Annotated in this window: 14 protein-coding genes; 7 read left to right on the forward strand and 7 right to left on the reverse strand. The window is 72.7% G+C overall.

From position 1 onward, the window contains the following. Positions 1–40 precede the first annotated feature (40 nt). Positions 41–568: a low molecular weight protein-tyrosine-phosphatase gene (locus tag ITJ40_RS12380; RefSeq protein ID WP_194667347.1), complete on the forward strand. Its 528-nt coding sequence runs from the start codon at positions 41–43 to the stop codon at positions 566–568. A 13-nt stretch (positions 569–581) separates the two neighbouring features. After that, positions 582–1,964: an adenylosuccinate lyase gene (gene purB / locus ITJ40_RS12385; RefSeq protein ID WP_194667348.1), complete on the forward strand. Its 1,383-nt coding sequence runs from the start codon at positions 582–584 to the stop codon at positions 1,962–1,964. An 83-nt stretch (positions 1,965–2,047) separates the two neighbouring features. Here the strand turns inward: purB and ITJ40_RS12390 are convergent, their stop codons facing one another. Then, positions 2,048–2,317 carry a hypothetical protein gene (locus ITJ40_RS12390; protein WP_194667349.1) on the reverse strand — a complete coding sequence of 90 codons (270 nt, stop codon included), beginning with the start codon at positions 2,315–2,317 and terminating at the stop codon, positions 2,048–2,050. 2 nt (positions 2,318–2,319) lie between these two features. Next, positions 2,320–2,994, reverse strand: a complete 675-nt coding sequence (locus ITJ40_RS12395; RefSeq protein WP_228512353.1) for a hypothetical protein — start codon at positions 2,992–2,994, stop codon at positions 2,320–2,322. 319 nt (positions 2,995–3,313) lie between these two features. On the opposite strand from ITJ40_RS12395, the gene ppgK reads away from it, so the two are divergent. Both ppgK and ITJ40_RS12405 read left to right on the forward strand, forming a co-directional pair. Beyond that, positions 3,314–4,198: a polyphosphate--glucose phosphotransferase gene (gene ppgK / locus ITJ40_RS12400; protein ID WP_194667350.1), complete on the forward strand. Its 885-nt coding sequence runs from the start codon at positions 3,314–3,316 to the stop codon at positions 4,196–4,198. A gap of 57 nt (positions 4,199–4,255) precedes the next feature. Beyond that, complete coding sequence (locus ITJ40_RS12405) at positions 4,256–5,371, forward strand: glycerate kinase (protein ID WP_194667351.1); 1,116 nt, start codon at positions 4,256–4,258, stop codon at positions 5,369–5,371. A gap of 26 nt (positions 5,372–5,397) precedes the next feature. Here ITJ40_RS12405 and ITJ40_RS12410 read toward each other — a convergent pair whose 3' ends face one another. Continuing rightward, positions 5,398–6,624 carry a glycosyltransferase gene (locus ITJ40_RS12410; protein ID WP_194667352.1) on the reverse strand — a complete coding sequence of 409 codons (1,227 nt, stop codon included), beginning with the start codon at positions 6,622–6,624 and terminating at the stop codon, positions 5,398–5,400. A gap of 238 nt (positions 6,625–6,862) precedes the next feature. On the opposite strand from ITJ40_RS12410, the gene ITJ40_RS12415 reads away from it, so the two are divergent. The 3 genes from ITJ40_RS12415 (at position 6,863) to ITJ40_RS12425 (ending at position 9,421) form a co-directional block, all read left to right on the forward strand. Next, a complete protein-coding gene (locus tag ITJ40_RS12415; protein WP_194667353.1) occupies positions 6,863–7,252 on the forward strand; it encodes a MerR family transcriptional regulator in 390 nt (129 codons plus the stop codon). Positions 7,253–7,314: 62 nt separating this feature from the next. Beyond that, the gene (locus ITJ40_RS12420) at positions 7,315–8,940 is read left to right on the forward strand and encodes a peptide chain release factor 3 (protein ID WP_194667354.1); all 1,626 of its coding nucleotides are present in this window, start codon (positions 7,315–7,317) and stop codon (positions 8,938–8,940) included. A gap of 16 nt (positions 8,941–8,956) precedes the next feature. Next, positions 8,957–9,421 (forward strand): CHY zinc finger protein, encoded by a 465-nt coding sequence (locus ITJ40_RS12425; protein WP_370532047.1) that lies wholly within the window; start codon positions 8,957–8,959, stop codon positions 9,419–9,421. A 151-nt stretch (positions 9,422–9,572) separates the two neighbouring features. Here the strand turns inward: ITJ40_RS12425 and ITJ40_RS12430 are convergent, their stop codons facing one another. The 4 genes from ITJ40_RS12430 to rpsR all read right to left on the reverse strand — a co-directional run bounded on the left by ITJ40_RS12430 (position 9,573) and on the right by rpsR (position 12,594). After that, on the reverse strand, positions 9,573–9,911 hold the full coding sequence (locus tag ITJ40_RS12430) for a hypothetical protein (RefSeq protein ID WP_194667355.1): 339 nt from the start codon (positions 9,909–9,911) through the stop codon (positions 9,573–9,575). Positions 9,912–10,031: 120 nt separating this feature from the next. Next, the gene (gene dnaB, locus ITJ40_RS12435) at positions 10,032–11,411 is read right to left on the reverse strand and encodes a replicative DNA helicase (protein ID WP_012039646.1); all 1,380 of its coding nucleotides are present in this window, start codon (positions 11,409–11,411) and stop codon (positions 10,032–10,034) included. 455 nt (positions 11,412–11,866) lie between these two features. Continuing rightward, on the reverse strand, positions 11,867–12,319 hold the full coding sequence (gene rplI / locus ITJ40_RS12440; RefSeq protein WP_012039647.1) for a 50S ribosomal protein L9: 453 nt from the start codon (positions 12,317–12,319) through the stop codon (positions 11,867–11,869). An 11-nt stretch (positions 12,320–12,330) separates the two neighbouring features. Next, positions 12,331–12,594, reverse strand: coding sequence for a 30S ribosomal protein S18 (rpsR, locus tag ITJ40_RS12445; RefSeq protein ID WP_012039648.1), 264 nt, complete (start codon positions 12,592–12,594; stop codon positions 12,331–12,333). Positions 12,595–12,614: the final 20 nt, after the last annotated feature.

The following is a 12,614-nucleotide window of genomic DNA, read 5'->3' on the forward strand; positions in this document are numbered from 1 at the left end:
CGGGGGTGTGGGGAGGGACCGCAGCCGACAGAATGAGCGCATGGGAGCCCCCGACTCTCCGGCCGAGACGGCTCCACCCGTCTTCCGGATCGCCTTCGTCTGCACCGGCAACATCTGCCGCTCCCCCATGGCGGAGGTCGTCTTCCGGGACCTCGTGCAGCGCGCCGGGCACGCCGACCGCGTCTCGGTGACGAGCGCCGGGACGGGCGACTGGCATGTGGGCGAGCAGGCGGACGCGCGCACCCTCGCCGCGCTCGAGCGCCGCGGCCTGTCGGGATCCGCGCACCGCGCCAAGCAGTTCGACCCGGACACGCTGCCCGACCTCGACCTGGTGGTCGTGTTCGACCGCGGCCAGGAGCGGACGCTGCGCCAGTGGGCGCGCACGGAGGCGGACCGGGCGAAGATCCACCTGCTGCTGTCGTTCGATCCTCCACAGGCCCACCTGCGGGACGTGCCCGACCCGTACTACACGGACGCGGCGATGTTCGATCGGGTTCTTGGGATGATAGAGCGAGCCGCCCGGGCCCTCCTCGCGCAGGTGGAGCCCGGCATCCGTCCCCCCAGCTAGGAGATCCCCCCGCATGAGCCCGTTGCCCCCGCAGGTGCTGAGCCCCCTCGACGGCCGCTACGCCCCCGTCGTCACCGAGCTCGGCGAGCACCTCTCGGAGGCGGGCCTCAACCGGGCGCGCATCCACGTGGAGATCGAGTGGCTCATCCACCTCACCGATCGATCTCTCCTCTCCTCCTCGCCGTTCACGGACACGCAGAAGGCGGCGCTCCGCGAGGTCGTCCAGGGCTTCGGACAGGAGCAGATCGACGCGCTCGCCCGCGTCGAGGCCGTCACCCGGCACGACGTGAAGGCCGTCGAGTACTTCGTGCGCGACCGCCTGGAGGAGCTCGGACTCGGGCACGTCGCCGAGCTCACGCACTTCGCGTGCACGAGCGAGGACATCAACAACCTCTCCTACGCGCTCGTCATCGACCGCGCCGTGCGCGAGGTGTGGCTGCCGAAGCTGGTGTCCGTCATCGGCGCGCTCCGCGAGCGGGCCCTCCTCTTCCGCGACGACGCCATGCTGTCGCGCACGCACGGGCAACCGGCCACGCCCACCACGCTCGGCAAGGAGCTCGCGGTGTTCGTGCACCGGCTCGAGCGCCTCCGGGCCGACGTGGAGGACGTCGAGGTGCTCGGCAAGTTCAGCGGCGCCACGGGCACGTTCGCGGCGCACCTCGCCGCCGACGCGGACGTCGACTGGCCCGCCGAGTCCCGCGCGTTCGTCACGTCGCTCGGGCTCGTGTGGAACCCGCTCACCACGCAGATCGAGTCGCACGACTGGCAGGCCGAGCTGTACACGCGCATCGCCCACGTCAACCGGGTCCTGCACAACCTCTGCACGGACGTGTGGACCTACATCTCCATGGGGTACTTCCGGCAGATCCCGCAGGCGGGCGCGACCGGGTCGTCGACGATGCCGCACAAGATCAACCCCATCCGCTTCGAGAACGCCGAGGCGAACCTCGAGCTGTCGGATGCGCTCCTCGACTCGCTCGCGTCGACCCTCGTCACCTCGCGGCTGCAGCGCGACCTCACGGACTCCACCACGCAGCGGAACGTCGGCGTCGCGCTCGGGCACTCGCTGCTGGCGCTCGACAACATCGGGCGCGGGCTCCTCGAGATCGACGTCGACCGGGCGCTGCTCGCGGCCGACCTCGACGCGAACTGGGAGATCCTCGGCGAGGCCATCCAGACGGTCATCCGCGCGGAGATCGTCGCGGGCCGCAGCTCCATCAGCGACCCATACGCGGTGCTGAAGGAGCTCACGCGCGGCAAGCGCGTGGGACGCGACGAGATGCGCGCGTTCGTCTCCGGTCTCGACATCGGCGACGCCGCCAAGGCGCGACTGCTCGAGCTGACCCCGGCCGAGTACGCGGGGCTCGCGTCGCGGCTGGTCGACCACATCCTCTAGCGGTCACGCGCCGGGGCCTCGCCGAGGCGGGGCTCCCGGCGCCGTTCCGCGGAGCCGATCCGCCCGACGAGGACCCCGGCGGCTCAGTGCCGCGTGGGCCGGTCCGGGTGGTCCTGCTCGTCCATGTCCTCGAGCTCGTCGCGGTTCGGCTTGAACGACAGGGCGAGCATGGCGAGCATCACGAGGGCGCCGATGAACGCCACGCCCGTGAACACGACGACGACCGTCCAGCCCTGGGCGTCGGCGGGCCGCGTGCTGAGCCCCACGATGAGGCCGACGAACGCGGCGAGGGCCGCGGCGATGCCGAGCAGCTCGGCGGGGCGCATGCGGTCCTTGCGGATGTTGGAAGTCACGGTCAGCTCGCGCTCTCGGTGGTCCGGGGGGCGTCCGCCGCGGAGGTCGCGGTGGGCGTGGAGGTGCCCCATTTCATGCTCAGGGCGGCGATGACCAGGAAGACCCCGACGATCGCCGCGTACGCGCCCAGGAGACCGACGGCCACGACGGGCGCGGTGAGCTGGCCCTCACGCTGCTCGACCCCGCCGTACTGGACGACGAGATCCGGCGGCACCAGGAGGAAGGCGACGGCGAGGACGACGGTGAGCGCGCCGGCGGTGATCGCGTCGGTGGCGCCCGCCACGCGGCCGCGCGAGCGCAGGCCGGCGACGAGCTCCAGGAAGCCGGTGACGACGGCCCACACGCTGACGACGTACAGGAGGACGAGCACGCCTCCGTCGCGGGCGAGCAGCGCCGCGGCACCGGCCACGACCGTGAGCGCGCCCTGGACGACGGCGCTCGCGCGGAGGCGCGCGGCCGGACCGCGGAGGGCTCGGGCGCCGAGGCCCGCGGTGACGAGGCCGGAGAGGATCGCGAAGACGCCGAACGCTACGAGGCCGAGGGCAGGCGAGTGGTCGCTGGAGAAGGTGATGAACGCGGCGAGCGCGAGGGCGGGCAGTGCGCGCAGGAGGAGCACGGGCCAGTACGCCGCCCGGAACGTCAGCTCGTCCTCGGACACGGCAGCCTCTCTCTCCATCGGGGACCAGCCTACTCGGTGGGTTCCTGGGCGGATGCTCGGCCGGGGCCCGCGGTGACGGCCCTGCCGCGCTGGCCTAGGCTCGACGCGTGACGAGTCCCCTCCCCCGTCTGGCCGCCGCGGCGGCCGGTGCGGTCGTCGGGCTCGCGGTCGTCTGCGCCGTGGGCGTGGCCTGCGGGATCGTCTACGCGAACCGGGCGTTCTGAGGCGCGGCGGCCCCGCGGCCGACGGCCCGGGATCCGCGCGTCGGGTCCGCCCGATCCGCCGCTCCGACCGCCGCGCACCCGCGCCCCGCAACCCGCTACCGAGAGGCCCCGCCGTGCCCCAGCCCGAGACCGCGCCGCGGCCCGCCTCCGACGACGGCCGCGCGCCACTCGGCTTCATCCCCGTCGACCGCGCCGTGGTGGCCGCCCCCGATGGCGCCGAGGCGGCCCTCGCCCGGCGCGACCGGCTGGCGCTCGGCATCGACATCGGCGGCACGACGCTCAAGGCGGGCATCGTCGACGTCACCACGGGGACCCGCCTGACCGAGCGCATGACCGTGGCGAAGCCGGTGGGGGGCGAGCCCGAGGACATCGCGGACGTGATCGCCGAGATCGTGCTGGAGCTGACGCCGGACGAGGACCTGCCCGTGGGCGTCGGCGTCCCCGGGATCGTGCGGGACGGCATCGTGCGCTCCTCGGCCCACATCTCCGACCGCTGGCTCGGGATGGACGCGCGCACGGCCATCCGCGACCGCAGCGGGATCGACGTGCTCACCGTCAACGACGCCGACGCCGCGGGGGTGGCGGAACTCGAGTACGGCGTGCTGCAGGGACGCGGCGGCCTGGTCATCCTCACGACGCTCGGCACGGGCATCGGCACGGCGATCCTGCACGACGGCACTCTGATCCCGAACAGCGAGCTCGGCCACGTCCACATCGACGGCGGCGACTACGAGATGCAGGCCGCGTTCTCCGCGGTGCGGCGCGAGGGACTGACCTTCGAGACGTGGGCGGCCCGGCTGGAGCTGTACTACCGGCACCTCGAGTCGATCATGTCGCCCGACCTCATCGTGGTGGGCGGGGCCGCCGCGCACGAGTTCGCGCGGTTCGCGGGCTTCCTGCACCTCGACACCGAGATCATCGCCGCGAGCCGGGGCAACGACGCCGGGCTGGTCGGCGCGGCGCTCCTCGCGCACCGGGCGGGTGTCGCGCCCGACTGATCGGGGGACGCGCGCACCCGTCCGGCTCCGTCCGACCCCGTCCGGCAGACTGGCCGCATGAGCACCGCCGCTCCCCGTCCGCTGCGCGTCGTCATGTCGCCCGACTCCTTCACCGGATCCGCCACCGCCGTCGAGGCCGCGGAGGCGCTCCGCCGCGGCTGGCTCCGCACGCGACCCCACGACCGCGTGACCGTCGCGCCCATGGCCGACGGCGGACAGGGCACCCTCGACGTGCTCGCGGCCGCCGTCTCGGGAGCGCGCCGCGTGCCCGTCCGCGTCACCGGACCCGACGACCGGCCGGTCGACGCGCACTGGCTCCTGCTGCCGGACGGCACGGGCGTGGTCGAGGTCGCGTCGACGAGCGGGATCACGCTGCTGGATCCGCGGTGCCCGCTCACCGCCCACACCCGCGGCTTCGGCCAGGCGATCCGCGCGGCGCTCGACGCCCGCGTCCCGCGCCTGCTGCTCGCGCTCGGTGGCAGCTCGTCGACCGACGGCGGGGTGGGCGCGCTCCGCGAGCTCGGGGCCGTGGCCGCGCGCGCCGACGGCTCCCCGGCCGGCGACGGCGGCGGCGGGCTCACAGGGATCGCGTCGCTCGACCTCTCCGGCCTCCGGACGCTGCCGGCGGGCGGCGCCCGGATCCTCGGCGACGTCCACGCGCCCCTCACTGGCCCCGCGGGCGCCGCCGCCGTCTACGGCCCGCAGAAGGGCGCGACGCCGACGGAGGTCCGCGCGCTCGACGCCGGCCTCGCGCACCTCGCCGTGCTCCTCGGCGTGGATCCGGCCATCGCGGGCGCCGGCGCAGCGGGCGGCACGGCGGCGGGTCTCCTCGCGTGGGGCGCGGTCGTGGGTTCCGGTTCCGCCGGAGTGGCCGACGCGATCGGCCTGCCCGCCCTCATCGCCGACGCCGACGTGGTGATCACGGGCGAGGGCCGCTTCGACGCGCAGTCGCGGACGGGCAAGGTCGCATCGCGCGTGCTCGACCTCGCCCGGACGCACGCGACCGCGGCGGTCCTCGTGGCCGGAGCGGTGATCGCGCCCACCGACGGATTCGCGGCCGCGCGCTCCCTCACCGACCTCGCCGGATCCGCGGACGCCGCGCGCGCGGACGCCGTGACCTGGCTCGAGCGCGCCGCCGAGGACGTGGCGCGCCGCGGGGAGTGGACCGCCTGAGGCGGGCGGACGGATCCGCCCGGCTCTCAGTCCCGGACGCCCCCGACCGGATCCGCGCAGCGCGCACCACCCGTCGTTCCCCGCTCTCGGAGCGCCCGGTACTCCTCCGCCACGTCCGCCGCCGCGACGTCCCACGTGCGCCGGGCCGCGTGCTCCCGCGCCGACGCCGACAGTCGAGCCAGGGCGGGCCGGTCGGCGAGCAGGTCGCGGATCGCGCGGGCCCAGTCGGCGGGATCCCGGGACGGCACGAACACGCCGCTCACGCCCTCCCGCACCGAGTCGACGAGCCCCTCGGTCCGCGCCGCGACGACGGGCGTGCCGCACGCGGCCGCCTCGAGCGCCACGAGCCCGTAGGTCTCCGCGGCCGACGGCATGAGCGCGAGGTGCGCGCCGGCGAGCGTCCGCGCGGTCGCGGCCCGGTCGAGCGGGCCCGTGAAGACGACGTCGCCCTCGAGGCCGAGCGAGCCGACGAGCGCGTGCAGGCTCGCGGCATACGCGTCCCGACCGGGCGAGACCCCGCCGGCGATCACGAGCAGGGGCCGGATCGCGGGATCCAGCATGGCCAGCGCCCGCAGCGCGACGTCCTGGCCCTTGAGCGGCTGGATCCGCCCGAGCAGCACGATCCGCACCCGCCCGCCGCCGTCGCGGCCGGACGGCTCCCGCAGGAACGCCTCCTCCACGCCCGGCGCCACGACGTGCACCGCGGCGGGATCCGCGTCGTAGGCCTCCACGAGCAGCCGCTTCTCCGACTCCGCCGACGCCACCACGAGGTCGGACGCGCGCACGAGCCGCCCCTCGTCCGCGAGCCGGGACGCCGGCTCCGGGGTGTCCCCCGCCACGAGCCGGCGGTTCTTGCCCGCGGAGACCGAGTGCAGCGTCAGCACGTGCGGCACGCCCCAGGCGCGGGCGACCGGCAGCGCCGCGACGGCCGACAGCCAGTAGTGCGCGTGCACGACGTCCGCGGGCGGCAGCGCGGCGAGCGCCGCGGCGAAGGCGTCGGTGATCCCGGGCAGGTCCTCCTTGGCGACCGGCCCGGCCGGCCCCGCCCGCAGCGCGAGCAGCTCCACTCCCCGCGCGACGGGGAGAACGGCGGGGTCCGCCGGATCCGTGGCGCGCGTGATCAGCTGCACATCGTGCCCCTGCCTGCCCAGGCTCCGCGCGAGCTCCAGGAGGTAGACGTTGAGCCCGCCGGCATCCCCGGTGCTGGGCTTCTGGATCGGCGACGTGTGCAGCGAGACGAACGCGATCCTCATGCGCCCGATCCTACGAGCGACGCCCGCGCCCGCCCGCCGGCGCGGCACCCGGTCCGCGCGGCGCGACGCCCGGCCGTCCACCGCGACGTCCCTCACGCCGCGCCCTGTCCCATCGGCGACGGCGCCCGGACGGGGGCGGGTGCCGCGCGCCCCCATCGGAGACAATGGTCGGATGCGGTCGCCCGTCCGCATCCCGCACCCCCTCCCCTGCCGGGGGAGAGCCCGTCTGGAGGCCCGCATGACGCGACCCGCCGGCCCGGCGACCATGCAGATCGGCGAGCTCGCCGAGCGCACCGGCATGTCGCACCGCACGCTCCGCCACTACGACGAGACCGGCCTCCTGCGCCCGTCCGGCCGCTCCGAGGGCGGCTTCCGCCTCTACACGGCCGAGGACCTCGAGCGCCTGCTGCTCATCCGCCGGATGAAGCCGCTCGGCTTCTCGCTCGAGGAGATGATGCGCCTGCTCGAGGTCACGAACGCCCTCGACGCCGCCGGCCCGGGCGACGACACCACCGCGCTGCGGGCGGATCTCGCCGCGTTCGTCGTCGACGCCGAGGAGCGCCGCCGCCGCCTCGCCGAGCACCTCGCCATGGCCGACGAGTTCCTCGACCGCCTCCGGGCGCGCTGACCCGGGGTCCGCGCACCCGGCCCGACGCGGACCCTCCCGCGACGGCCTCGTACCATGGGGAGGTGTCGACCATCACCCCTCCCCGCGCGCCCGCCTCGGCCTCCGCCTCCCCCGTGCTGCGCGAGGCGTCCCGCCGTCGCACCTTCGCCGTCATCTCCCACCCCGACGCGGGCAAGTCCACGCTCACCGAGGCGCTGCTGCTGCACGCGCACGCCATCGGGTCCGCGGGCGCCGTGCACGGCAAGCAGGGCCGCAAGTCCACGGTCTCCGACTGGATGGACATGGAGAAGGAGCGCGGCATCTCGGTGAGCTCCGCCGCGATCCAGTTCACGCACCGCGACACCGTCATGAACGTCGTCGACACCCCGGGCCACGCCGACTTCTCCGAGGACACCTACCGCGTGCTCTCCGCGGTGGACGCCGCGATCATGCTCGTCGACGCCTCCCGCGGCCTCGAGACCCAGACCATGAAGCTGTTCGAGGTGTGCCGCCAGCGCCGCATCCCGATCATCACGGTCATCAACAAGTGGGACCGCCCGGGCCGGGAGCCGCTCGACCTGATGGACGAGATCAAGGAGCGCACCGGCCTCCTCCCCACCCCGCTCACGTGGCCCGTGGGCGAGTCGGGCGCGTTCTTCGGCGTCGTCGACCGCTCCACCGGCGAGTGCGTGCACTTCACCCGCACGGCCGGCGGCGCGAGCATCGCACCCGAGACCCGCATGTCGCCCGACGAGGCGCTGGCCGCCGCCGGATCCGCGTGGACGAACGCGGTCGAGGAGAGCGAGCTCCTGCACGAGGAGGGCCAGGACCACGACGAGGAGTCGTTCCTCGCCCGCCGCACCACGCCCGTGCTCTTCGCGGCCGCGGTGCTCAACTTCGGCGTGACCCACATCCTCGACGCGCTCGACGCCATCGCGCCCGCAGCCCAGCCCCGGCCGGACGAGCAGGACCGCACGCGTCCCGTCGAGGAGGACTTCTCCGGCTTCGTCTTCAAGGTGCAGTCGGGCATGAACACCGCGCATCGCGACCGCCTCGCGTTCATGCGGATCTGCTCGGGCGTCTTCCACCGCGGCATGACGGTCACGCACGCCCAGACCGGCCGCCCGTTCGTCACCAAGTACGCGCAGCAGCTCTTCGGCCGCGAGCGCTCCACCGTCGACGACGCCTACCCGGGCGACGTCGTCGGCCTCGTGAACGCGTCCAACATCCGAGTGGGCGACACCCTCTTCGACGGCGCGCCCGTCACGTTCCCGCGCCTGCCGCAGTTCGCGCCCGAGCTCTTCCGCGTCGTCCGATCCAAGGACACCAGCACGCACAAGCAGTTCCGCAAGGGCATCGAGCAGCTCGACCACGAGGGCGTCATCCAGGTGATGCGCTCCGACCTCCGCGGTGACCAGGCCCCCGTCCTCGGTGCGGTCGGCCCGATGCAGTTCGAGGTCGTCGTCGAGCGCATGACGAACGAGTTCCGCGCGCCGCTGCGCATGGAGCCGCTCGAGTACCAGGTCGCCCGGATCACCGACGCGGCCTCCGCTCCCGCCCTCGCCAAGACCATAGGCGTCGAGGTGCTGGTCCGCTCCGACGGCACGCACATCGCCCTCATCACGACGCCGTGGCGCCTCAAGGCGATCCAGCGCGACAGCCCCGAGCTCACCCTCGTCGACGCGGCGACGGCCCTCCCGGACGAGTGATGCGTCGGCCGCCGGCATGACCCCGTCTGACGCGGCAGCTCCCGCCTCCACCCCCGGCACCGCCGACCCCGGCGTCGTGTCCGCCATCGCAGGTCACGGCCGCATGCCCGTGAGCGCGGGCGATGCGCAGGTGACCGGCTCGGCGGGTCACGTCACCGCTGCAGGCACGCGGGATGTCCGCGGCCCGGCTGTCGACGCGGAGACGCGCTGCGTGCACTACGGATCCGCGCTCGACGTCGTCGCCCTCCGCGCCCCCTGCTGCGACGCGTGGTACCCGTGCCACCTCTGCCACGCGGCCGTCGCCGACCACCCGCTCGAGGTGATCCCCCGCTCGGCCCACCACCTGCCGGCCGCCCTCTGCGGCGTCTGCCGCGCCACCATGACCGTGTCCGAGTACCTCGCGGCGGACGCCTGCCCGAGCTGCGGCGCCGCCTTCAACCCCGGCTGCGCGGCCCACGCCCACCTCTACTTCGCGCAGTGACGACGGAACGCAGAAGGCGTCCACATGAACATCGCGCATGGCGAGGCGTGCTGTCGGTCACCGTCGTCACCGCTACTCGAGACGGCGGATCGGCTCAGCGCGGCCCTCCGTTGGCGAGCCACCGGCGCAATCGCTCATCGGCCCCGTGCCCTCAGCTCTGATCCCAGGCCTTCACGACGTACCAGACCTCCTCGCGCAACGCGGAGATCGCCTCGACGCCGGCGTCCGCGAAGTTCGCCTTGATGTCCGCACCGCTGGCATGGAACAGGTACGGATATCCACCGCCCAGCAGCATCAGCGCCCGGCCGTCCTCGGCGGCGGACAGCAATCCGTCGACCCAAGTGCGATACGGGACGTAGGCCACCATCCGTGAGACGAGCGTGCTGAGGTACTCGCTGCGCTCTTCAGAGGGGACCTGAGCGATCCGGAGGAGGTCCTCTTCACTGACACCAGGGCGGAGTTCGTGCACGTGCGCGTCGTATCCGAGCATCGGTCATCCCTTCGGTTTCCACGATGCGGACACATCGACCCCCGGAGAGTACTGGCTGGATGGCAGGAGCCGTCCGCGTGCATGCGCCGCTGACGTCTCGGAAGGACCACGACGCCCCGCTCACCCGCCGGCCGGCATGTCCGCGAAGCGCGAGAAGTGCCCGTGGAAGCCGACGGTGATGGTGCCCGTCGGCCCGTTGCGGTGCTTGGCGACGATGAAGTCGGCCTCGCCCGCGCGCGGGTTGTCCTTCTCGTACGCGCTCTCGCGGTGCAGCAGGATGACCATGTCGGCGTCCTGCTCGAGCGATCCCGACTCGCGGAGGTCCGAGATGGCCGGCATCTTGTCGGCGCGCTGCTCCGGTCCGCGGTTCAGCTGCGACAGCGCGATGACCGGCACCTGCAGCTCCTTCGCCATGAGCTTGAGCGCGCGCGAGAACTCCGAGACCTCCTGCTGGCGCGACTCGACCTTCTTGCCGCTCGTCATGAGCTGGAGGTAGTCGATGACGACGAGCTTGAGGCCGACCTTCTGCTTGAGGCGACGGCACTTTGCCCGGATCTCCACGAGCGTCATGTTGGGGCTGTCGTCGATGTAGAGCGGCGCGTCGTTGATGCGGCCGCGGGTCTGGGCGATGGTCGTCCAGTCCCGCGCGTCGACGGTGCCCTTGCGCATGCTCTGGAGCGGCACGGACGCCTCCGCGGACAGGAGGCGCATCGCGATCTCGCTGCGCCCCATCTCGAGGCTGAAGAAGATGGACGGCATGTCGTACTTGATGCTCGCAGCCCGCGCGAAGTCGAGCGCGAGCGTGGACTTGCCGAGCGCCGGGCGCGCGGCGACGATGATGAGCTGGCCCGGGTGCAGGCCGTTCGTGAGCGCGTCCAGGTCGGCGAATCCGGTCGGGACGCCGGTCATCTGGCCGTCCTTGCCCTTCGCGGCCTCGATCTCGTCGATGGCGACCGTGACCGCGTCCGTCAGCGGCACGTAGTCCTCGGCCTCCACGCCGCCCGTGACGCCGTAGATCTCGGCCTGCGCGTTGTTGACGAGGTCGACGACCTCGCCCTCGCTCGCGTAGCCCATCTGCACGATGCGGGTGCCGGCCTCGACCAGGCGACGCAACACGGCCTTCTCGGCGACGATGGATGCGTAGAAGCCGGCGTTGGCGGCCGTGGGCACGACGCTGGTGAGCGTGTGCAGGTAGTCGGCCCCGCCGGCCCGGCTCAGTTCGCCGAGCTTCGTGAGCTCGTCGGTGACGGCGATGACGTCCGTGGGCTCGCCGTGCGAGTACAGCGACAGGATGGCGTCGAAGATGATCTCGTGCTTGGGGATGTAGAAGTCGATCGCGCGCACCTGCTCGACCGCGTCGGCCACGGCGTCCTTGCTGAGGAGCATGCCGCCGATGGCGCTCTGCTCAGCGAGGAGGTCGTGCGGCGGCGTGCGCTCGTGACCCGCGCGCTTGTCGCGCTCGTCACGTTCGCCGGCGAGACCCAGATGGGCGATGGACACGTGCGGCTCCCCTCGGTCGGCTGGGCGGATGCGCCCGCACGACCGTTCTAGCTCGGACCTCCGACACCGCCCGGACGGCGTCGGCCGGACCGCTGACGGGTCCTCCGCGACCCGTTCGACGGGCGCTGCCCCACGATATGGATCCGGTCGTGCCCGGACCAAATGCCCCTGTGGACGAGACTGTGGAGAAAGTGGGCGAAACGCCGGGGATCGTGTGGAGTACCTGGGGACAAGCCTGTGCACTACTGAGTTTTTTCGGACCCGAATGCCACGCTGACCAGGGCTGCAGTTCTCCACTACCGATGTGGGAAAACTAGTCTGCACCAGGGCTTGAGAGTTCTTCTGCTAGGGGCTCGCCTGTGGATGGGGGTGGGGAACCAGTGCCCTCTGACCGGCTGGTTAACCGCCGATGGCGGCGGGCTCCAGGAGCCCGCCGCCATCGATCTCGTGCTGCGTTACTTCGCGGCGACGACCTGCAGGCTGATCGTGGCGACGATGTCGTCACGGAGCCGGATCGTGGCCTCGTGGTTCCCCGTGGCCTTGATAGCGTTGGGGATCTCGATCTTGCGCTTGTCGACCTGGCCGATGCCGGACTCCTCGACCGCCTTGGCGATGTCGGAGGTCTTGACGGAGCCGAAGAGGCGCCCGCCCTGGCCGGCCTTGACGGTCAGCTTGACGATCTTGGCCTCGAGGCGGCTCTTGAGGTCCTGCGCCTCCTCGATGGTCGCGTGCTCGCGAGCGGCACGCGCGGCCTTGATCTGCTCGATCTGCTTCTCGCCACCACGGCTCCAGATGACCGCGAAGCCCTGGGGGACGAGGTAGTTGCGGGAGAACCCGTTCTTGACCTCGACGACGTCGCCGGGGGAACCGAGGCCGGAGACCTCGGTCGTGAGGATCACTTTCGACATTCCATTACCCCTTAACGGCCAGAGCCGGCGTAGGGGAGAAGTGCCATCTCACGCGCGTTCTTGACTGCGCGCGCGATGAGGCGCTGCTCCTGCACCGAGACACCGGTGATGCGACGAGCACGGATCTTTCCCCGCTCGGAGATGAACTTGCGGAGGGTGGCGACATCCTTGTAGTCGATGACGCCGACGCGGATGGACTTCGCCGGGGCGGCGTTCTTGCCGCCCTTGGCTCCGCGGAGAGGCTTGCGGCGGTCGCCGCTGCTCTTTCCAGCCATGATTCTTCCTGTCTTTCGTA

Origin of the sequence: Clavibacter sp. VKM Ac-2872 (assembly GCF_015351105.1) — a bacterium.
Taxonomy (GTDB): Bacteria; Actinomycetota; Actinomycetes; order Actinomycetales; family Microbacteriaceae; genus Clavibacter.